Annotated in this window: 20 protein-coding genes; 9 read left to right on the forward strand and 11 right to left on the reverse strand. The window is 46.3% G+C overall.

All coding sequences use genetic code 11. The features are described 5' to 3' along the window. Positions 1-22 precede the first annotated feature (22 nt). Both QUB20_RS17065 and QUB20_RS17070 read right to left on the reverse strand, forming a co-directional pair. On the reverse strand, positions 23-2,068 hold the full coding sequence (locus tag QUB20_RS17065) for an ATP-binding protein (RefSeq protein ID WP_333249456.1): 2,046 nt from the start codon (positions 2,066-2,068) through the stop codon (positions 23-25). 235 nt (positions 2,069-2,303) lie between these two features. Beyond that, entirely contained in the window at positions 2,304-2,570 is a 267-nt protein-coding gene (locus tag QUB20_RS17070) for a hypothetical protein (RefSeq protein WP_333249454.1), read from the reverse strand. Between the two features lie 162 nt (positions 2,571-2,732). Between QUB20_RS17070 and QUB20_RS17075 the strand changes: the two genes are divergently transcribed. Both QUB20_RS17075 and QUB20_RS17080 read left to right on the forward strand, forming a co-directional pair. Continuing rightward, on the forward strand, positions 2,733-3,392 hold the full coding sequence (locus QUB20_RS17075; protein ID WP_333249452.1) for a class I SAM-dependent methyltransferase: 660 nt from the start codon (positions 2,733-2,735) through the stop codon (positions 3,390-3,392). 89 nt (positions 3,393-3,481) lie between these two features. Then, entirely contained in the window at positions 3,482-4,984 is a 1,503-nt protein-coding gene (locus tag QUB20_RS17080; protein WP_333249450.1) for a cryptochrome/photolyase family protein, read from the forward strand. A 138-nt stretch (positions 4,985-5,122) separates the two neighbouring features. Here the strand turns inward: QUB20_RS17080 and QUB20_RS17085 are convergent, their stop codons facing one another. Then, on the reverse strand, positions 5,123-5,338 hold the full coding sequence (locus tag QUB20_RS17085) for a hypothetical protein (RefSeq protein ID WP_333291513.1): 216 nt from the start codon (positions 5,336-5,338) through the stop codon (positions 5,123-5,125). A 211-nt stretch (positions 5,339-5,549) separates the two neighbouring features. Here QUB20_RS17085 and QUB20_RS17090 point away from each other — a divergent pair, with 211 nt between their 5' ends. Continuing rightward, positions 5,550-5,807: a DUF2811 domain-containing protein gene (locus tag QUB20_RS17090; protein ID WP_050813024.1), complete on the forward strand. Its 258-nt coding sequence runs from the start codon at positions 5,550-5,552 to the stop codon at positions 5,805-5,807. 565 nt (positions 5,808-6,372) lie between these two features. On the opposite strand, the gene groL is transcribed toward QUB20_RS17090, so the two are convergent. Both groL and QUB20_RS17100 read right to left on the reverse strand, forming a co-directional pair. Beyond that, a complete protein-coding gene (groL, locus tag QUB20_RS17095) occupies positions 6,373-8,064 on the reverse strand; it encodes a chaperonin GroEL (RefSeq protein WP_333250623.1) in 1,692 nt (563 codons plus the stop codon). A gap of 30 nt (positions 8,065-8,094) precedes the next feature. Beyond that, a complete protein-coding gene (locus tag QUB20_RS17100; protein WP_333241003.1) occupies positions 8,095-8,253 on the reverse strand; it encodes a hypothetical protein in 159 nt (52 codons plus the stop codon). A gap of 460 nt (positions 8,254-8,713) precedes the next feature. Between QUB20_RS17100 and QUB20_RS17105 the strand changes: the two genes are divergently transcribed. Continuing rightward, entirely contained in the window at positions 8,714-10,462 is a 1,749-nt protein-coding gene (locus QUB20_RS17105) for an ABC transporter ATP-binding protein (RefSeq protein ID WP_333250625.1), read from the forward strand. Positions 10,463-10,801: 339 nt separating this feature from the next. Here QUB20_RS17105 and QUB20_RS17110 read toward each other — a convergent pair whose 3' ends face one another. Further along, positions 10,802-11,917 carry a fatty acid desaturase gene (locus tag QUB20_RS17110; protein WP_333250627.1) on the reverse strand — a complete coding sequence of 372 codons (1,116 nt, stop codon included), beginning with the start codon at positions 11,915-11,917 and terminating at the stop codon, positions 10,802-10,804. Positions 11,918-12,132: 215 nt separating this feature from the next. Here QUB20_RS17110 and QUB20_RS17115 point away from each other — a divergent pair, with 215 nt between their 5' ends. Next, positions 12,133-12,372, forward strand: coding sequence for a hypothetical protein (locus QUB20_RS17115; protein ID WP_333250629.1), 240 nt, complete (start codon positions 12,133-12,135; stop codon positions 12,370-12,372). A 101-nt stretch (positions 12,373-12,473) separates the two neighbouring features. Next, the gene (locus QUB20_RS17120) at positions 12,474-12,941 is read left to right on the forward strand and encodes a hypothetical protein (protein ID WP_333051426.1); all 468 of its coding nucleotides are present in this window, start codon (positions 12,474-12,476) and stop codon (positions 12,939-12,941) included. Positions 12,942-13,037: 96 nt separating this feature from the next. On the opposite strand, the gene QUB20_RS17125 is transcribed toward QUB20_RS17120, so the two are convergent. The 3 genes from QUB20_RS17125 to QUB20_RS17135 all read right to left on the reverse strand — a co-directional run bounded on the left by QUB20_RS17125 (position 13,038) and on the right by QUB20_RS17135 (position 15,138). After that, on the reverse strand, positions 13,038-13,280 hold the full coding sequence (locus tag QUB20_RS17125) for a hypothetical protein (protein ID WP_333240994.1): 243 nt from the start codon (positions 13,278-13,280) through the stop codon (positions 13,038-13,040). 113 nt (positions 13,281-13,393) lie between these two features. Then, the gene (gene thiO / locus QUB20_RS17130; RefSeq protein ID WP_333250631.1) at positions 13,394-14,503 is read right to left on the reverse strand and encodes a glycine oxidase ThiO; all 1,110 of its coding nucleotides are present in this window, start codon (positions 14,501-14,503) and stop codon (positions 13,394-13,396) included. A 296-nt stretch (positions 14,504-14,799) separates the two neighbouring features. After that, positions 14,800-15,138, reverse strand: a complete 339-nt coding sequence (locus QUB20_RS17135) for a 2Fe-2S iron-sulfur cluster-binding protein (RefSeq protein ID WP_333051432.1) — start codon at positions 15,136-15,138, stop codon at positions 14,800-14,802. Between the two features lie 75 nt (positions 15,139-15,213). Between QUB20_RS17135 and cimA the strand changes: the two genes are divergently transcribed. Together cimA and QUB20_RS17145 are read left to right on the forward strand one after the other, a co-directional pair. Then, entirely contained in the window at positions 15,214-16,872 is a 1,659-nt protein-coding gene (gene cimA / locus QUB20_RS17140; RefSeq protein WP_445299413.1) for a citramalate synthase, read from the forward strand. Between the two features lie 64 nt (positions 16,873-16,936). Then, positions 16,937-17,065, forward strand: coding sequence for a hypothetical protein (locus tag QUB20_RS17145; RefSeq protein WP_333291515.1), 129 nt, complete (start codon positions 16,937-16,939; stop codon positions 17,063-17,065). 126 nt (positions 17,066-17,191) lie between these two features. On the opposite strand, the gene QUB20_RS17150 is transcribed toward QUB20_RS17145, so the two are convergent. Both QUB20_RS17150 and QUB20_RS17155 read right to left on the reverse strand, forming a co-directional pair. After that, positions 17,192-18,160, reverse strand: coding sequence for an SPFH domain-containing protein (locus QUB20_RS17150; RefSeq protein WP_333250635.1), 969 nt, complete (start codon positions 18,158-18,160; stop codon positions 17,192-17,194). A 145-nt stretch (positions 18,161-18,305) separates the two neighbouring features. Beyond that, positions 18,306-18,737, reverse strand: coding sequence for an NfeD family protein (locus QUB20_RS17155; protein ID WP_333051437.1), 432 nt, complete (start codon positions 18,735-18,737; stop codon positions 18,306-18,308). A 334-nt stretch (positions 18,738-19,071) separates the two neighbouring features. On the opposite strand from QUB20_RS17155, the gene QUB20_RS17160 reads away from it, so the two are divergent. Next, positions 19,072-21,270 carry a protein phosphatase 2C domain-containing protein gene (locus QUB20_RS17160; RefSeq protein ID WP_333250638.1) on the forward strand — a complete coding sequence of 733 codons (2,199 nt, stop codon included), beginning with the start codon at positions 19,072-19,074 and terminating at the stop codon, positions 21,268-21,270. The last annotated feature ends 522 nt before the right edge of the window (positions 21,271-21,792 follow it).

The raw sequence follows: 21,792 nt of genomic DNA on the forward strand, positions 1-21,792 counted from the left end.
TTTAGATGGGGAAAATCACTCCTCAACTTTTTAAATTTCCCTTTTCCGTTACTAAGTCCGGGCTGTGAAAATAAAAACTTGACTGCTGATTAACAGGCAAAGAAATCATCACCGTAGTACCTTGATTAACGCCCGCGCTGTGCAGGGTAATGCTTCCGATCATAGATTCCATTATCCTTCGCGAGATAGCCAAGCCCAAACCGTTACCGCCAAACTTGCGAGTTGTAGAACCATCAGCCATCACAAAAGGTTGAAACAATTTTTGCTGGTGCTCGGGATCAATACCAATTCCCGTATCTTTAATTGTCACCACCACCCAATCGCTTTGACCGCTGGGACCCGTCATACTTTCAGCACTGCCGTTAGAACTACCAGAATTAGTCCTCGATTCTACCCGCACAGATATATTAATGCTGCCCGACTCTGTAAACTTAACGGCATTGCTCAAAACATTTAAAAACACCTGTTTTAGCTTCTCTGGATCGGCATGAACAATAATCGGATCGTGAGGAGCTGGCAAACTTAACTTCAAGCCTTTTTCCTCGATTGGAGCCGCTTGCAAATCAATCGCGTCTTCAAGTACCTGAGTAATATCAACTACTTCTAACATCATGGAGAAGGTGCCGGATTCTATTTTAGCAATGTCCAAAATATCATTAATAATATTGAGCAATTGCATTGACGAGTCGTGGGCCCGCTGTAAAAATTCCATTTCTTCATCTCGGTCATCGCAGTAGCCGTCCCGCACAATTTGAATAAAACCAATAATCCCGTTGAGTGGCGTTCTCAACTCGTGAGAAATATTCCCCAAAAATTCATTTTTTAATTGATTGGCAACTTGCGCTTCTTTGGTGGCGACTTCCAATTCTTTGGCCCAGGATCTAAGGCGCTGCACCATGCTGTTGAGTGCTTCTGATAGTTGATTGAATTCCCTAATTTGGAAATCTTGGGGCACTGTTTGCGACGCTTCTGTATCTACTTTCATCGCGTAGTCTCTCAGTTTTTCCACAGGACGCGCCAAGTCGCGAGACAGATATAAAGTCGCGATGATACTAGCAGCAACCAAACCTACAATTAAATTAAATAAAACTTGCTGAATTTCTTCCAAACCCGACAGAGCGTAATCTAAACGAGAGACAGCTAAAATAATCCACTTGCTGTTCTCCTGTGTAGTTGAAGGACTCGGGATAGCGGCGTATCCTGCTAGCAACTCTACACCATTTCTTTCAAAGGAAAATAGGTGGAGAAAAGCTGTTCCGCCGGCGATCGCCCTTCTGACAATACTTTTTAGTCGAGCGGCATCTGCCTCTTGGTCAATATTGCGGCCCACGCGATTGATATTCGGGTGCGCCAAAATCGTCCCATCTTGGTCGATCGCCACCGTATAGCCAGCTAAAGAACCCTTGGGAGCGCTGGTTTGGACAGGCAAGGCCGACTGCAAACTCAAAGCATAACTCAACTGCAGGGTATTGCCCCGACGAATGTAAACAGGAGCGCTCAACACCAAACTCGCTTGGCTATCGCGGCCTTCTTTACCCGCATCGGGAAAATCCTCAGCCCCCAAAGTCACATTCTGATCGTTTGCTGTCCCCTGTCGCTGCGGAGGTAAGGACAGACTGATGTAAACGCTCTTGTCGTCCAGCAGCGTTTGCTGCTGCTGTACGGGCGGCCAAAATTTTGCCGGCAACGACTGAATCGGCTGCTGCCCGCAAGTGCTTGCTATCACTTGATTTGTCTTTAAATTAGTCAATTGCAAGCAATCAACCTGCGCTGGCAACCGCTGCCCTAATTGGGCAATAAACTTTTGATAATCCTTCGGATCTACCGACTGCAACATCGAGCTTTCCGAAGCGCCGATCAGATTCGACTTCAGCGATTTCGCCCACTGTTCAATAGTGTCTGCTTTTCTGACTGCACTTTCTGTCAAGTTTTGACGAGCAGTTTCCAGAAGCGTCGAGCGTGCCTTGCGATAGGTAACATACTCCCCCACCAGTAGAACAGGTACGCTGAGCAACAAAATCCGCGACAGTAAAATACGGCGAAAGGAGGATTGACCTAACTTAACCATAGGAAATATCTAAATTAAGGTGCAACACCCAACAGCGACCATTAAAGTGAAATAAACCAGACCGAAAGCATGAATCTGTCTAGGGGGCTCTGCTGACTGGACAACACAGCTTCCGAACAACATTTAAACACAATTATAGAAGCCACTGTAATAATCTCGATTCTAAGTGTGTGGGGCCAAAGATGCTCAGCAATTTGTTTCGCAAATGCCTGTGATTTCGGTCACACTTCCCTTCTCAATTCTCGGAACGACTGGCATCCAATCGCCCAGGTGCCATTTTTTCAGGCTGCAAAAAGCGTCGGGTGGACATACCGCCGTTGCTTGAAGCTAGAATCGCATAGATGCACTCGCCCCCAATTAACAGGCAAAAAGTTCGGTTTCCGGCTAGTGTACAGAGATCATTCTTGCTCGATCGGACTTTTTCTTTCCGAATGCCTTCGAGAGATGGGCCAGAGAGGGGCGATGCGAGATTTTGCACCCTCTCAAAGATTTCTTGTGCCATCCGATTGATTAAGTGACAATAATTCACCTGTCAAACAAAAAGAATGAGACGATCGAGCTGCCGATCGACTCTGACAACCCTAATGTGGGCAACCTTGGCCCAAACAGTGCACCCACGCTCGGTAAATTCGCGGTCTCGGCAATAATCTCCATAGCTTAATCGATGAAAAAAAACTTTAGCAATTATACGTATTATTACACAAACAACCGTCCGAGATATCATCACGCATATTTGATATCTCCCCTTTTAGAAATGCTGGCGACACTTCAGCAGACCAGCAAGACAAAACTCCGAGTTTTGGATCTCGGCTGTGGCAATGGCAGCCTCAGTCACGTTATCGCAGAGCACGGCTGCGAAGTTGTCGGCGTTGACACTTCAGCGGCCGGAATTGCCATCTCCCGTCAAAGTTTCCCCGATTGTCAGTTTATCCAAGCAGATATTTACGACCTTCCAGATATCGATATTCTGAACTCATTTGATGTTGTCTTAGCTATTGAAGTAATCGAACACTTGCTTTATCCTAAAGAACTAGCAAAAACTGCAAAAAGATGCCTCAATCCGGGAGGAAGATTAATTATTTCCACACCATATCACGGCTATTTTAAAAATCTGGCTTTAGCGGTTTCTGGCAAACTAGATCAACATTTTACCGTGCTTTGGGATAACGGCCACATTAAATTTTTCTCAGTAGATACGCTGACCAAGTTATTAACATCTGAAGGATACACGGACATAAAATTTAAATTTGCTGGTCGGTGTCCCTATCTTTGGAAATCAATGTTATGCTCTAGTAAGTTTTCAGGTTGTCCTGAAAACTTATGAGTTGTGAGTTGTCAATAAATTAAGTTTCTTGACTAGACCACCTGGCATCATAAAAAGTAAAAAATAAGTTTCACTAAAAAACAAGTAAAATGACTGTTGGCGTTTGGATCTTAGGCGATCAAGTGTGGGAGAACCAAGCTGCTCTCAACGGCACAGATGATAAATCCTCCCTACCGATAATTTTAATTGAATCTTGGCAGCACGTTCAACAGCGACGGTACCACCAACAAAAATTAGTATTAATTTGGTCGGCAATGCGGCACTTCGCTGAAGAATTGCGCGGCAGTGGATGGCAAGTTACTTACACAAAAGCGGAGGACTTTGAAGCACCTCTCAAAGCTTGGATACAAGCTCACAATATCACCGAAGTGCGGGTGATGGCTCCGAACGATCGACCTTTTTTACAGCTCGTTCAAAACTTCCAACTCCCCTGTCCAATAACCATAATTCCCAACAATCAATTCCTCTGGACACAAACAGAATTCAAAGATTGGGCTTCAAGCCGCAAACGTTTGTTAATGGAAGACTTCTATCGAGCCAGCCGCCAGCGTTTCCAAATTTTAATGGATGGCAATAAACCTGTGGGAGGGAAGTGGAATTTTGACAAAGAAAATCGTCAGCCACCCAAAGGAAAACTGGATACCCCGAAACCTCTCTGGTTTGAACCGGACGCCATAACTCAAGAAGTTATCGCACAAGTTAAATCTCTATCTTTCCCAACTTACGGAAGTATTGAACCTTTTCGCTGGGCGGTTACACGAGAGCAAGCATTGCAAGTATTAGATAATTTCATCAAACAGTGTCTCCCCGCTTTTGGCCCTTATCAAGACGCGATGGTAACGGGGGAGGAAACAATGTGGCATTCCCTAATTTCTCCGTATCTCAATATTGGATTACTTCATCCTTTAGAAGTTATTCAAGCCGCCGAAACAGCCTACCTCGAAAAAAACTTAAATTTAAACGGCGTCGAAGGTTTTATCCGCCAAATTCTGGGCTGGCGAGAATACATTCGCGGTGTGTATTTTTACGTGGATGCTGATTATTTTGAAAAGAATTGGTTCAACCACACTCAACCGCTGCCGGAGTTTTTTTGGGACGCTAGTAAAACAGATATGAACTGTTTGCGCCAAGTTTTAACTCAAGTCGAAGGCAGCGGTTACGCGCACCATATCCAGCGGTTGATGATTTTGAGCAATTTTGGTCTAATTGCGGGAATCTCGCCCCAGGAGCTAGAAAAATGGTTCCACAGTGCGTTTGTGGATGCCTATGACTGGGTAATGCAGACTAATGTGCTGGGCATGGGTTTGTTTGCTGACGGCGGTGTGTTGGCCTCGAAGCCCTATGCTGCTTCTGCCAATTACATCAATAAAATGAGCGATTATTGTCGGGGGTGCAAATTCGATCGCACAGTGCGATCGGGCGAAAACGCCTGTCCCTTCAACTTCTTCTACTGGGATTTCCTAGCGCGCCACCGGGACAAACTTCAGTCGATCGGTCGCATGAGCTTTATCTTAGCCAATCTCGACAAAATGCCGCCTGCTGAATTGGCAACCATCCGCCAAAAAGCGGCAGATTGGCACTTAGTCAGTTGACTGTTGTCAGTTGTCAGTTGTCAGTTGTCAGTGGTTAATCCTTTGCAGTGGCTAATAACAAATAACCAATAACATTAATCAACAGTCAACAGTCAACAGTCAACAGTCAACAATGCCCCATGCCCCATGCCCCATGCCTCATGCCCCATGCCCTTTGCAATTCTTATTTTTTCCCTGACTTTTCCCTAAACATTCCACAGCGTTTCCACAGGCAAGTCTGAGGTTTTCCACAGATCCGACAAAGTTTTCCACAGAAATTAACGGCACGGTAGCATCTTGCTGCGGAATTGGGGATTTCCTTAACTTGCTGCCTAATTCCTCATAAACCCCCCAACACATAAAGATATGTAACAAAAAAATCCCTGAAAAGCTGATTATTTGGTAAACCTTTTTTTTATCTAAAGGACTTTGTAATATTTCGCAACATTGACAAACCCACCCCCTCATAGCGCACAATGATGCGACCGACCTAAAAAAAAGCGCTCTGATTTCGGCCGTCCCTGCACCTGTATCCGGCCGAAGGGGGGGTTCTGTTTTCAATTTATTAGCGAGACTAAAAAAAATGATCAACCCAACAGTCAGTATTTTTGCTGAAATTCCCGAAACGCTGCACGATTCTCTCAAAACTTACCTGGAAACCCATCCCGAATGGGATCTAGACCGAGTATTTTGCGCCGCCCTGTCGCTGTTTTTGTTGCAGAATGCCGATAGCGGTACGCCTGAAGCTTCGCGCAGTTATCGCCAAGCTGCGAGAGTTTATCTCGAAACTCTGTTTCAATCTCCTCAAGACTTGCACAGCAACAATGTAACTCCGTCGTCTTAAAGGATCAGGGGAGAGGGGGAGACGCGGTTTCTGGGAAGGATTTTAGTTGACCGAGACGCCCACTGCATAGGTGGCAACTTAAGCTTAAAATCCCTAAGAACTATCGCTTATAGCTTAGGAATGAGAATTAAATAACTTCCACTCTTGAAAGTGGGATGGGCGTCCCGCCCGTCCAAAAAGGACGGGCGGGACGCCCATCCCACAATAACAATTAAAATTGTAAGTTATTTAATTCGCGATCCTTAATGCCGAGTCCCATTGCATCTCCCTTAAGAAGCAGGGCGGTTTCATTCTCACGAAAATCAGGCTTTTGTAGGGGTAGTGCTACCCCTACTCCCCGTGCCTACCCCCTCCACGGACGAGGGAATCGGTGTTTCAAATATTGGGGCTCTTCACGAGGGATTGCCCCTACAAGAGAATGAAAATCCCCCCGGACTATCAGGGGATGCCGGGGGGAGAAGTTGCCTTAATCGTCAAACAGTAGACGGGTAGTACATAAGACGCGCTTGTTTACACCCTTGGTGCTTATGGCGCACTCTACAGGCTATAAACTAAAGGCTGAAAACTACATCATGCCCATGCCGCCCATGCCGCCCATGCCGCCCATGCCGCCCATGCCGCCCATGCCGCCCATGCCGCCCATGCCGCCCATGTCGCCCATGTCGCCGCCGGCTTTTTTCTTCTCGGGTTTTTCGACAATCACAGCTTCAGTGGTCAGCACCATACCAGCGATGGAACCGGCATTTTGCAAAGCCGATCGCACCACCTTAGCCGGGTCAATAATCCCGGCGGCAATCATATCTTCGTACACGTCGGTAAGAGCGTTGTAGCCAACGTTGAACTCGCTCGCCCGCACTCGTTCGATGACGATCGAACCTTCAACGCCGGCATTATCAGCGATTTGACGCAAAGGTGCTTCCAAAGCTTTCTTCACCAAGTCAGCGCCTACTTGTTCTTCGGTGTCTAAAGTATTTCTGATCGCATCTATTTTTGTAATCAGGTGAATTAGCGTCGTGCCACCTCCGGCAACGATACCTTCTTCCACAGCAGCTTTAGTAGCGTTCAGAGCGTCTTCAATACGCAGTTTACGGTCTTTGAGCTCGGTTTCGGTAGCTGCGCCGACTTTAATTACAGCGATGCCGCCGGCGAGTTTGGCGATGCGTTCGGTTAGCTTTTCCTTGTCGTAGTCGGAATCCGTCGCTTCTAGCTGTTTGCGGATTTGCTCGATCCGTTTTTGCACGTCAGCTTTGTGTTCGTCGCCAGCAACAATGATCGTGTTTTCTTTGTCGATCGTAATTTTGCGGGCGGTACCGAGCATTTCTAGGGTTGCGGTATCGATGCTGAGTCCGACTTCTTCAGAAATCAGTTGACCGCCGGTGAGTACGGCGATATCTTGAAGCATAGCTTTGCGTCGATCGCCAAAACCAGGAGATTTGGTTGCTGCGATGTTCAATACGCCGCGGGCTTTGTTGACTACCAGAGTTGCCAAAGCTTCGCCTTCAATATCTTCGGCGATAATTAGCAGCGGTTGACCGGTGCGGGCGATTTTTTCGAGAACTGGAATTAGTTCTTGAATTGAGCTAATTTTTTTGTCGGTAATCAGGATGCGAGCGTTTTCGTACTCAACTTCCATGCGATCGGTGTTGGTGACGAAATACGGAGAAAGATATCCGCGATCGTACTGCATCCCTTCGACAACTTCCAATTCTGTTGTCAGAGATTTCGACTCTTCTACAGTAATTACGCCGTCTTTGGTGACTTTTTCCATTGCTTGGGCAATCATGGCGCCGACTTCTTCGTCGTTACCGGCGGAGACAGTGGCGACCTGAGCAATGGCGCTTCCTTCGACGGGTTTCGCCAATTTCTCGATTTCCAGCACCAAGTGGGCGATCGTTTTTTCAATACCCCGGCGCAGCGCGACTGGGTTTGCGCCTGCTGCGACATTCTTCAAACCTTCGCGAATGAGGGATTGAGCAATAACCGTTGCGGTTGTTGTGCCGTCGCCTGCGATATCTTTAGTTTTGGAGGCGACTTCTTGAATTAAGCGAGCGCCAGCATTTTCCAGGGGGTCTTCGAGTTCGATCTCCCTAGCAACGGTGATACCGTCGTTAACAATTTGGGGACTGCCGTATTTCTTTTCCAATAGGACGTTCCGGCCTTTCGGGCCCAAGGTGATGCGGACAGCATCGGCGAGTTGATTGACGCCGCGTTCTAGTGCCCGGCGAGATTTGTCGCTAAATGCAACTATTTTTGTCATGTTTGTCTCCAATCGCTTACATTAGCAAATTTAGCACTCTCTGAGTCTGAGTGCTAAGTCGATCGATTTTTGATTGTAGCGCGCCTCAACCGTGTGGGGGATTGGGGGGGCGGATGGGAGATTTGGGCGATCGTTCCGGGTGGCTAAGGACAAGGCAATGCCGTGTCCCCACATATCTCGTGTCGCCACAGATATAATAATGTGGTTTGTTACATATCGATATAATCAGGTTTTGGTTCAGGCCTAAACCCAATTTTGATGGCGCGTTATCCCAAAGCAGATTTTTTATTAAAAATTTCTTAACTTGTGTTTTCGGTCATCTACCTTTCGATAGAGCTTCTATTATTTTTTCAGATTTCTACCTTCTATGGATCGTCAATTAAATAATTTCCCTTTTTTCTTGTGGGATGGGCGTCCCGCCCGTCCCCAATAGACGGGCGGGACGCCCATCCCACAACAGTCATGAAAAGTGGATTTTATTTAATTCTCATCCCTATAGCAACCGCCAAGACTATTAGCACGTTCTTAATTGTTGAAAACCTTGGGGAAGACTCCTTCTTCCTTCAGCATCCATCCGTTACATCCCGTACATTGCTCGTTGCCGAACCTTCTTCCTTTCCTCAATCAATCTCAAATTACGCACTAACAAATGGCTCGTTATTCTCGACTGCAAAAACTCGGCTCTTATATGCGCCCGCACTGGAAACCAACCTTCTGGGGCGTTTTTTCACTATTAGTTGTCAATGCTGTGGGCGTTTACATCCCCCTGCTGATTCGGAATTCAGTTGACACTCTGCAAGTGGCGACTAAATTTGACGAAGTTTTCAATTTCGTGGCACTAATTCTGATTCTCGCCTCAATTATGTGGGTGATTCGGATGGTGTCGCGGATTTTGCTGTTTGGCGTGGGGCGTCAAGTCGAATTTGACCTCAAACAGCAAATATTTAATCATTTATTAACATTAGAACCGTCTTATTTTGCAGTCAATACGGTAGGAGATTTAATTAACCGGGCTACTTCCGATTTGGACAATATTCGGCGCTTGGTGGGGTTTGCGGTGCTGAGTTTGGCGAATACGGCATTTGCCTATGCTTTGACTTTGCCGGTGATGCTGGGGATTAATGTAAGGTTGACACTGTTTGCGATCGCAGTTTATCCTTTAATGCTGGTTTTGGTACAGTTATTTAGCGACAAACTTCGCATCCAACAGTTAGCCGTGCAAGAGGAATTGTCGGCGATGAGCGATTTAATTCAAGAAGATATGAGCGGGATGTCCGTAATTAAAATCTACGCTCAAGAAGAAAACGAACGCCGAGCTTTTCGCAATTCCAATGCGAAGTTGCTATCAGCAAATTTGGAATTAGCAAAAACTAGAAACTTTATTTTTCCGCTGCTGGGCGGTTTGGCAAGCATTAGTTTGTTGGTGCTGCTTTCTGCTGGTGGCGGGGCAATTGCTAATGGTCAAATTAGCATTGGCGATTTTGTGGCGTTGCTGATTTATGTCGAGCGTTTGGTGTTTCCGACGGCGCTGTTGGGTTTCACAATTACTGCTTACCAGCGGGGAGAAGTGAGTGTCGATCGCATCGAATCAATTCTGACTGTGGAACCGCAAATTAAGGATGCTGCCGATGCAGTTGAACTTGCAACTCCAGTCAAAGGCGAAATTGCGGCTCGCCATCTAAATTATACGTATCCTGGTGCTAAGACACCCGCGCTTAAAAATGTTGATTTTACCATAAAACCGGGAGAAACTGTCGCAATTGTTGGGGCGATCGGATCGGGAAAATCAACTTTAGCTAATGCGCTGCCACGCTTGCTAGATATCGATCCGGGCGAGTTATTTGTAGACGGACAGGATATTACCAAGGTAAAGTTGACCGAATTGCGCGGGGCGATCGCCTACGTTCCGCAAGAAAGCTTTCTGTTCGGCACTACCATCAAGAATAACATCCGCTACGGAAACCCCTTAGCGGAACAGCCGGAGATTGAAGCCGCAGCAAAACAAGCGCAAATTCACGCCGAAATCCTCAACTTCCCGCAACAGTACAAAACAGTTGTCGGCGAGCGCGGCATTACTTTATCCGGCGGACAGCGGCAGCGGACAGCACTTGCTCGCGCTTTGCTAGTTGACGCCCCGGTGTTAATTTTGGATGACGCTCTTTCCAGCGTTGACAATCAAACTGCTACCGACATTTTGCGAAACTTGGCAACGGGAACCGATCGCAAAACAGTAATTTTTATCTCCCATCAAATGTCAGCGGCGGCTAGTGCCGATCGCATTTTTGTGATGGAGCAAGGAGAAATAGTTCAGAGTGGCACTCACCTTGAATTGGTAGGGCAAACAGGGCTTTATCAGTATTTGTGGAACCAGCAAAAATTAGAGGAATTGCTGCATTGACAAGTGACAGATACTTTGAGTTATACCAAATTCGGTAGCATCGGAATTAATATTACCCACAGCTTTCGACACCGCGAGTGTCCCGTGTCCCTACAATTAATCCGGGTAGGGAGACGGCACTGCCGTGTCCTCTATAGCAATCCTAAATGAATTGTGTAATTGTTGTAGGGGCAAACCCCCCGTGGTTGCCCCGATCCGTCGGGGTAGGCACTCTTAGCACTACCCCTACATATTTGTACAACTGATGCGAGGATTGCTATATATAATTCCGGTGCAACCGGAAACGATATCATAGGATTTTGGGGAGCAAGAAGCAACCAAATTTATTGCCCCCCGATTTTAATTAGCTACATTACTGAAGGGAATTTCTTCTTGTTGCTGAAATAATTTAATCGATTGCAGACTATCTGAAGCAGCATCCCAAAGAATGAATTGGAAGCAGTCAGGAATATCGCGAATTGTCAGGGATTTTGAATTAGCCAGCAGGTGAATATTAGCATTGTGACAATCCCGAAGATTATAGTTAGGTATTCGCTCAGAGAGATGATGAATATTGTGGTAAGCAATATCAGCCGAAAACCAATTGAGAATAGTCGGTAATTTTAGGTAACTACTGCCTTCAATTGCGCCCATAAGATAGTCCCAACCCTCGGCTTTATGAGCGTAGGAACCGTTAAAGTTATGCTGAACAAAGAAAATACAGATAAATATCGCTGCAGAACAGGTCATGACAATTGAGTAAACACTCCAGAAAAAGCCAAACCCCAGTAAGTTGCTCAGATAAATCCAGCTACCAACAACACAAATATTGTTGAACAGTAAATCCCAAAACTCAGCCGTCGTATACCAATGTTTGGATTTATAAGAAGCAATGATTCCCGATAAACCTATGCCAAAATCTTGATTTAAACAAGCAAAAATATGTCGGATAAAACCCGTAGTTCCCAATATCAGTGCGAGTCTTGGTTTAATAATTAGATAGAAAAAACCACCTGGAAACAGCATCAATGGGTGTCGGAGTAACTGATACATCTTTTTACTAAATGGACTTAGCGCCGCAAATTTTTCGGTGGATATCAACGCCGAAGGGCCTCGGTACATATCCCAATTACCATTATGTTTGTGGTGATAAGCGTGTCCCCTCGACCAGGGATACTGAGGAATCGCATTGATGATACCTAGCAGAAAACCCATAAGGCGATTGACTTTTTTGGAACTAAAAAGAGAATAGTGTCCGCAATCGTGCATCAAAGAGAAACAACGTCCTGAAAAAAGTGTCATCAACACCATTATCGGCGGCAGAAGGAATACAGAAATGGCAGCAGCTTTAAATGCTAAAAACCATAAGCATATATAAGGAACCACTGTATTGAGTATTTGGCAACTAGCTTTCAAGTTGTTGCTCTTCATATAAGGAGCTAGCACAAAATCCGACTTTTTTATCGCGCTTTTCATTCAGTATGTTTATGGTGTGTGGATAAGTGCTTCGCTTAGCATCACAGTTGCGGGACAGCGGCGGATTTACCCCGGACTTTCCCCGTTTCTTCCAAAAGTTTTGTTGGAACCGATTTTTGCACATTTATGAGGTTATCACAACTCTGCTTTGTTTACAAAAAAAACTGTGAAGCCTGTTAGCAGCCAAACAAATTGCTGCACCGGAAGGCATTAATATGATTGGTTGCTTGCACGATCGACCTTCGATGATGTATGCCGCTATTTTTGCTTGCATCGTCTGTGGCACACTTTACCGTACCGGGTTCTACCCCAACTCGATCGCACGCTCAAAAGTTGGGCTACTCGCGAAAACTTTTTATGGGCGGGCTATAGGGGCGATCGACAAACAGCCCGCCCCGGAAACCAAAGCTGACACAACATTCAAAACAGCAGAGGATTTGGGATCAACTCCTTGAGACGAGAATTTGAAGGACGATCGCAATTGCCTGCGTTTTTTGTGCTCAGAGATAGCTCGGATTTGCTACAATCTAATCGCACACGCGACTAGAAATGGATTATGACCGAACTATTAGATGAGGCACTTTCTATTGAAATGGCGACTCGCATCAAAAGCAACCGTAAAAACTGCTTTGACAACGCCTGTAAAGCAGCATTAGCCACCGAGGGCGCAATTTATGTTCAAGGCTTTTTAGCTGTGCCCGGAGTGCCATATAAACCCATCGAGTATAGCTGGATTGAACTCGACGAGCGAATTGTTGACCCAACATTTCCCCATCTCGGTTTCATCGCTCAAGACATTCATTACTTCCCAGTCCAGCGCTTCAGCGTCAAGAAACTCAAAGCAATCCTAGAAGAATCAAAAGAAGATTATCCTGAAGACGACCCGCTGCCGATTTATGGCAATCAACCTTATGAATATTACGGCGATTTGATGTTAGGCGGTAGCGATTACCAAAATGCTTACGATTTGGCTGCCGCTAAATGCAGGGAATTAAACCAACCTAAAAAACAGGATGCGAACTAATTCAGGACTTACAAAAAAATGGTTAGGCGCGCTACTTACAGCGGTACTTTAGCCACTGTTGTGTCGATTAATATACTTCATCATGACTTCCCAAATCTACAAACACGGCTTTTCCGTCTTCTGTAAAATAGAAAAGTACCCTTTCGTCACTCGGAGTTCATTGATGTTAGCGAAAAATTTCAGTTCACCTTTTTGTTGTTCAATCTGCGCTGACTTAAAGTTTTGATACATCTCTTCGCGACGTTCTTCCCGGAGATATTGCTTCAACAACAGTTGAAGCTCTTGCTTTTCGTCAGTAGAAAGATTTTTGATCGTCTCGACCACATCACTGAAAGTCATAACTTACAAAACCCTATTGTGCTGATTAGATTATAGCAAAAAATATCCTTTTGGTTGACTTTCGTTTCTCGTTATGCGGCTCTGCCTCGTCTTAAAAAAAGCAAAAAATCTCACTATTTACCCTTTTCAACCTTCCAAGATTCAGGAAATCTCGAATAATGAAAAGCAGCCAATAACGGATCTGATTTCTGATTCCCAATCAAATCAGCCAACAATTTAGCCGTCACCGGAGCCAATAAAATGCCGTTGCGGTAATGCCCCGTAGCCCATGTCAAATTATCCCAAGCACTATCACCCAAAATCGGCAATTCATCGGTCGTAGTCGGCCGAAATCCCCACCAAAACTCCAAAATGGGATAATTTTGTAATTCGGGATATAACTTAATCGCTCCTGCTAGCAAACTTTGGATTCCCGCAGGCGTATTTCCCGGCGTGAAATCCACATTTTCGCTAGTTGCGCCAATAATAATTCTGCCATCTTGACGTGGCACAATATAAATGCCAGTCCCGAATAGAACGGTTTGCAGGGGCTGGATAACTCCACAATCTTCTGGTACACATACTGACAGCATTTGTCCCTTTCTTGGAAAAACAGGAATATCCAATAATTTCTCAGACCAAGGGCCCGCAGCCAAAACATAACGGTCAGCTTGTAATTTTCCTGCCGTTGTTTCCACTCCAAAAACTCGGTTTTTCTGCCGAATGATTTCCTCTGCACTGCCTTGAATAATCTCAATCTGCAATTCTTTAGCTGCGGCCTGAAGCGTCCGAAATAAAGCGCGGTTGTCTACTTGAGCGTCGTCAGGATACCACCAACCGCCAATTACTTCTTGACCTAATCCAAACTGGTGCTGGCGAACAGTATCTCTGTCCAACCATTGATAATTAAGGTTTGACAAAAGCGGCTTTTCTTGAGGCTCATTTTGACAAACTGGCGCGAGAATTCCCGATCGCCAATATCCCGTTTTCAATCCGGTAATATCTTCTAGCTGTTCCACCCAGACGGCATACAGTGCGCGGCTTTGCAAGCACAAATCCAGCATCGGACTGGGGGGAATTCGTTCGGCTTGCGGCGCAAGCATTCCAGCGGCAGCCCGGGCAGTCGGTTGTTTAGAATCGGCGGTGAGAACCGCGACAGATGCCCCTCGCAATTTCAGTTCTACTGCTAGCGAAAGACCAATTATTCCGCCGCCAATAATCAAAATATCTTTAGATGAATTCATTAACTTTTATATGGACTTTCTGGGTTTTTTGACCGAAAGCATCTAGGATACAAGCCCCCGGATTCATCCGTGGAGAAATAAAAAAAAACGTGTATCCGAGAAACTTGCCCCCCGAATTTATCCGTGGGGTCAATGCTTCAATCTAAAATCTAAAATCTAAAATCTAAAATCGATTGACCTCTCGGCTTTCTTTAGGGTAAGGTGCGCTAAGCACACCTTACAGTTAGAATTATTATGCAAGTCTTACAGATTATCTGGCAAGGCGATCGTCCTATCAGCCTTTCTTAACAAAAAATCTATCCTTGGGGTTTCCAGACAGTTTCAGAACCCTGACCCCAGAAACCGTCATATTTTGTCACCTTAATATCGCCTAAAACCTTGGTTTGGCAGGACAAACGGCGGTTGGAGGCGGGAGAATGGGGAGGAACCGAAAGTCGGGCTTTTTCGCGCCACTGGGGCTCGGAAACTTCGCCCTCGACGGTGACGGCGCAGGTGCCGCAAGTGCCGAGGCCGTGGCAGTTGATGACTTTGGCATTGCCGTTGTAGAGATCGATGCCGTTTTTGAGCAAAACTTCACGGAGATTGGCTCCGCGATCGCACTCAAATGTTTTTCCTTGCGCTTGTACCTTGACCACAGCAATTTACCCCAATTAGATTTATGTTAATTTTCCTATATATTATCGCATTAAATTCAAATATATTCATCTAATATGGTAAGTGATATATTACCAATTTCTCGATCGCAATTTCCCATGACAAATCGGCTCTGGATCTACGATACCACGCTGCGAGACGGTGCTCAGTGCGAGGGACTCTCCTTATCTCTCGAAGACAAACTGCGAATTGCTCGACAGTTAGACAGTTTAGGAATTCCCTTTATTGAAGGCGGCTGGCCGGGGGCGAATCCTAAAGACGTACAATTTTTTTGGCGACTCAAAGAACAGCCCCTAACTCAAGCCGAAGTTGTAGCTTTTTGTTCGACTAGGCGGCCGGGAACTACGGCAGCTAATGATGAAATGTTGCAGGCTATTTTGTCCGCCGGTACTCGTTGGGTGACGCTGTTTGGCAAGTCGTGGGATTTGCACGTTATTGAAAGTTTGAAGACCACGCTAGAAGAAAATCTGGCGATGATTCGAGATACAATTGAATATTTGCGGAGTCAGGGAAGGCGCGTTATTTACGATGCCGAACACTGGTTTGACGGCTACAAACACAATCGAGATTATGCTATTAAAACTTTAGAAGTTGCCGCCGATGCCGGTGCAGAATGGCTTGTACTTTGCGATACTAACGGCGGTACTTTGCCTCACGAAGTCAGTCAGGTTGTTCGCGAGGTTTTAGAAGCTTTAGGAACTCATCGCGAAAAATCCTTACAATTAGGAATTCACACTCACAACGACTCAGGAGTTGCGGTTGCTAATGCTTTGGCTGCTGTGCGGGAAGGAGTGAGGATGGTACAGGGAACTATAAACGGTTACGGTGAACGCTGCGGCAATGCCGATTTATGTTCCTTAATTCCTAATTTTCAGCTCAAATTGAATTATGACTGCATTCAAAATGAGCAATTAGTTAGATTAACTCAAGTAAGTCGATCGATTAGTGAAATTGTCAATCTTGCTCCCGACGATCATGCTCCTTTTGTAGGCCTTTCGGCTTTTGCTCACAAAGGCGGAATTCACGTATCGGCTGTTGAGAAAAATCCGTTAACTTACGAACATTTGGAACCGGAAAAAATTGGCAACAGGCGGCGAATTGTGATTTCGGATCAAGCGGGTTTGAGCAATGTTTTGGCGAAGGCGCGCACTTTTGGCATGGATCTCGATCGCAAAAATCCTGCTTGCCGCCAAATTCTGGAAAAATTGAAAGATTTGGAAAGTCAGGGATATCAATTTGAGGGGGCTGAGGCTTCTTTTGAATTGTTAATGCGGGAGGCATTGGGAAAGCGCAAGCGTTTATTTGAAATCAAAGGTTTTCAAGTTCACTGCGATAAAGGTAGGGAGGAAACAGTTAATTCTTTAGCAACCGTGAAAGTGACTGTTAACGGTCAAGATATTCTGGAGTGCGCGGAAGGAAATGGGCCTGTTTCGGCACTTGATGCGGCTTTGCGGAAGGCTTTGCGGAATTTTTACCCGGCAATTACTGATTTTAACTTAACCGATTATAAGGTGCGAATTCTGGACGGATGTGCGGGAACTTCTGCTAAAACTCGCGTTTTGGCTGAGTTTAGCAATGGTCAAGACCGTTGGACGACTGTGGGGGTTTCTGGTAATATTTTGGATGCTTCTTATCAAGCGGTTGTTGAGGGTTTGGAGTATGGTTTGGTGTTGGGAGATAGGGAGGCGATCGTTTTAACTGTGTCGAGTTATTAGGTTGACGGCGAAGAGAAGTTGCCTGAATATTGGTGTTTAAATAGATACCCAGGGGAGCATCTCAATGAAAGCAGCCAAGCTAGAAATTGGAGTTTTGAGGCAGGAGGAAAGAGTCAGAAGGAAGGAGCCAGAAGAACAATACGCTTGGGTTAAAACTATTTATTCCTCGGAGATCCCCCTAAATCCCCCTTAAGAAGGGGAGTAGGGGTTGACTTTGAGTAATTTCTTGTCCCCCCCTTTTTAAGGGGGGCTAGGGGGGATCGAGCTTAACTGAACCGTAGTGGCCAGAAAAAGTGTTTTTACAAATATGAGATGCTCCCTACTTTTTCACCTCATTATTATTACCTTCCCCAACGATCGATCGCATTCCTTCGAGCGTAGCCGGAATGCTGCGCGGGTCCATAAACATCACCTTGCTGCTGTCGCTGGTGCCAATTTTTAGACCCATATCCAGATAGTTTTGAGCTAACAAAAATTGTAAAGCTTCGCGAGCATTGGGGTCATTTTGCAGAGTTTTGCCGATTATTTGCAAAGCCTCAGAAGTAGCTTGAGCTTTCAAAACCTGACTTTGGCGTTCTGCTTGAGCTTTCAGGACGATCGCCTTTTGTTGAGCTTCCGCTTCCAAAATAGTCGCTTTTTGGCGCGCTTCTGCATCCAAAACTTGCGCTTCAGCTTTACCTTTGGCGCTGTTAACTGCTGACTCGCGTTCGCCCTCGGATGTCAGAATTGCCGCCCGCTTCCGTCGATCGGCTGCCATCTGCAATTCCATCGATTCCTGTACAGTTTTAGAAGGGACAATATCGCGCAATTCTACCCGCGTCACTTTCACTCCCCAAGGATCTGTAACCAGATCTAAATCTCTGAGCAAGATTTCATTAATTTGAGAACGAGCAGTAAAGGTTTGTTCGAGATCCAGTTGACCCATTTCGGCGCGAATTTGAGTCAGCACCATATTTACCATTGCTGACTGGAGATTTTCTACTTTGTAACAAGCTTTTTCCAAGTCTACAATGCGCCAGTAAACCACAGCATCAACGGTGATGGAAACGTTGTCGCGGGTAATACAAGCTTGCGGGGGAACATCTAAGACTTTTTCCCGAATTGTTTGCTCGTACACGACGCGATCGAGAAACGGCTTGACAAAATTCAAACCGGGTTCGAGTCTCCTGCCGCTGTATTTACCTAAAGTTTCCACCAGCGCTTCATTTCCCTGATTGATAATCTTGACGGAACCTGCGAAAGCTGAGCCGCCAAGTGCTAAAAATACAAGTAAAAAAAATTGTTCCACGGTCGCCTCCTATAAATGTTGAGTGTTGACTGTTGAGTTGACTGTTGACTGTTAAATGTTGACTAATAACCCATGACTAATGACTACTGACTAATGACTACTGACTACTGACTACTAATTGTCTGTGATTAATTACGCATTTTGTTTAAGAATGCAAGAGATTTTCTGGCAAAACAATTAGAGTAGTGCCTTTTCGTCCCACGACAATTACGTTTTGGTTGGGGGGGATAGTGGCCTTCGTGTCTTCGCAGCGAGCTTGCCAAGAATTCCCCTCATAAATGACTCGGCCGGCTTCTCCGGGGGGAATTTCTGTTAAAGTTTTTGCTTCCTGAGAATCTGCGATCGCCCTTGCGGTGCCTTTTGGTATCAACCGCCGAGACAGCAGCACAAAAACTGTCGAAAATACCATCCACAGGAAAATTTGTAAATTAACGTAAGGTAGAACTAGAGAGCATCCAGCTACGGCGAAGGCGCTCAGTCCCATCATAAAAGCGACAAAAGCAGTCGGGAGAAATAGCTCTGCCAAACAGAGCAAAGACCCAGCTATCAGCCAAAGGAGCGTAGGAGTCAAGATCATAAAAAGAATAGGTGATACTATTTAGATCTTAGATTGGAAATTTAAGATTTAAGAAATGCCAACAACTGACTATGCAAGGGTTTGCGACTTGCAGCCCCTCAGAGCGATTTTTCGCGCAGCGGTACAAGTTTGAGGCTTCCATCGTTCTCCAAGTCAGAGTTTAGTAACTTAAATTACAATTTTAGCCGATGCAGACTGGCAGAAACTACAATTTCTAGAGGCCCAAAGGCAGTTAAGAAATTGATAGGGGCTAAAATCAGTTTATTCTCAAGCTCATGAATTTGGGCTTGCGAATCCTATATCTTCAGAATGTTTTTACACAAACTATTTCGATATGATCAGCAGTTTCTCCGAACCCATTTATTGCCCGAATCTTAGCTGTCCCGATCCCCGCAATACCTTTGGCCGCCAGCAGTGTGCAGCGTGCGAAACGGATTTAATTTATCGCTATTTGTGGGCGGTGGGGCCAGCAGCCGAGGAAGTGCCGACGGGTAAGGTAATAGCCGATCGATACTTTGTCATTGCACCGCAAATCTGGCTCGACAGCCGCCCAGCTTTGCCTCCGAGCGTCCCGGAACACCTGCCGGATACGATTATGCCTTACCTGCATTTGTATCCCCAACGGCTGCATACGCCGGAAGTATACGGTTATTGTTCGCTAGGGGAAGCACCCGAAGCGACAGAGGTGCTGTTGTTGGAAAATGTGCCCATCAATAATTTCGGTCGCCTGTATCCTTCTATTTTAGAATCTTGGTCTGGGACAACCGGCGCGCGCCAAGTTTACTGGCTGTGGCAAATGCTCCAACTGTGGACGCCGCTATCGGAACAGGGAGTCGCTTCGAGTTTGCTGGTACCGGAAAATTTGCGGGTGGAAGGTTGGCGGGTACGCCTGCTGGAACTGCACCGGGGCAATTTTGTACCGACGCTGCGGGATTTGGGAGATGTGTGGTCAGGTTTGGTGGAATCCGCGCAACCCGAGGTGCAGGCGAAACTCGGAGAGATTTGTCAGTTTATGCGCCGCAGCAGCATGAATTTCGACGCGATCGCCCTGGAACTAAACGATTTACTATTAGAACAAGCCGCTCAATTGCCTCTACACTTAGAAGTAGTCGGCATGACTGATACCGGGCCACAGCGCTCCCAAAATGAAGACAGTTGCTATCCGGTTGCTGCTGATTTTCAATTTAGCAAAACTTCAGGGGGCGAGAAATTAATTCCTTACTTAACAATGGTTTGCGACGGGGTTGGAGGCCACGAAGGAGGAGAAGTTGCCAGTCAATTAGCCGTCCAGTCCCTGAAAGCTTTAATCCAAAATTTGCTCGCAGAAATTGCTCAACAAGAAGAGTTGATGACCCCAACAATGGTGATCAAGCAACTCGAAGAAATAGTCCGAGTTGTGAATAATGTGATTTCTGCTCAAAATAACGAGCAGGGAAAAGAGTTGCGGCAGCGGATGGGGACGACTTTGGTGATGGCCCTCCAGTTGCCTCAAAAAGTGAAAAATTCCGAGGATTTGCCCTCGAATAACAGCCACGAACTTTATTTAGTCAATGTTGGAGACAGCCGCGCTTATTGGATTGGCAGAAATTACTGTCACCGGCTGACTGTGGACGACGACGTAGCCTCAAGGGAAGTCCAGCTAGGACATTGTTTGTACTGGGAGACTCAACTGCGATCCGATGCAGGAGCCCTGACTCAAGCTTTGGGAACGCGGGATGCCGATTTCCTGCGCCCGACGATTCAGCGATTTATTGTCGAAGAGGAAGGCTTACTGCTGCTGTGTTCCGACGGTTTGAGCGACAACGACTGGGTAGAGAAATCTTGGGAGAATTACGGCCCAGAGGTGCTTGAGGGCAAAATGTCTTTGGAAGCTGCGGTTCAGTCTTGGATTCGTCTCGCCAACGAGAAAAACGGTTATGACAACACCTCCGTGGTGGCCACTCACTGTCGGATGTCGCCGGAGAGATTGGTACTGTTTGATCCGGCGGTGGCGTCAGCGCCGGCGTCAGCGCCAGTGTCAGCCTCGGTGTCGCTGCCGCCTTCCCTCGTCGCTGCGTCCCTCCAGAAGTCCGGGAGGATTCCAGAATCTCAGCTTTCAGAATCGTCCAAACAGTTGTTGTACCCCGAAACTTCCCCCGCCCCGGAACCCGTTCAAAAACAGCGATCCAAGCTGCCGCTGCCCCTACTGGCGGTGTTGGGGCTGATATTAGCCGGCGGCGGTTTAGGTTTGTGGGTGCAAAGCCGCCAAAGCCCCCAGCCAGAACCCGCACAAGTTCCCCCACCGCCGGAAACTCCCGCCCCGATTCCTTCGGAGACTCCCTCGCCAGGGGCCGAGAGTCCCTCGCCGTCGCCCGAATCGACTCCTGCGGAAATTCCGCCCCCCGATAGCGAGAGTCTCTCGCCGACACCGGAATCGACTCCTGCGGAAATTCCGCCCCCCGATAGCGAGAGTCTCTCGCCGTCGCCGGAATCGACTCCTGCGGAAATTCCGCCCCCCGAAGAAGCGGAAACTCCTTTGCCATCAGCGGAGTAAGGGAGATTACACCTGTGGCAAAAATGCTTTTCCTCAATTGATGGGACTGGCTCTGGGGCCCATCCCACAAGAGTTATTTTTGCTTGTGGGATGGGCCCCAAAACCCGTCCTAATTATTTTTGCAAGAGGTCTATTGAATTAATTTGAGGCAGAAGGAAATAGGCAGAAGGAAATAGGCAGAAGAAGTGTTTTTACAAATATGAGATGCTCCATCACAGTTAATGATTTTGTATCATAGTCCGCTTGCAGAAACAAGATGGCTAAAAAGTCAGCCATCACTACAAAAAGTAGTTAAAAATGCTTAAGAATCTCCATGCAGCTAACAATTAGCGATTAGGAACTAATACCAATTTCATAAAGTAGCGCTAGATATTACCCCCCCCAACCCCCCCTTATTAAGGGGGGGCTAAGACTTCATCCATAGCACATCTTTAGATAAATGGTATAACAACATAAGCTTTTTTATATTGACCACGAATTTCAAAGGTGGTATCCGCCACGTGATTTATCCATGGAATCAAT

It is taken from the genome of Microcoleus sp. B4-C2 (genome assembly GCF_036705265.1).
Lineage (GTDB): Bacteria > Cyanobacteriota > Cyanobacteriia > Cyanobacteriales > Microcoleaceae > Microcoleus.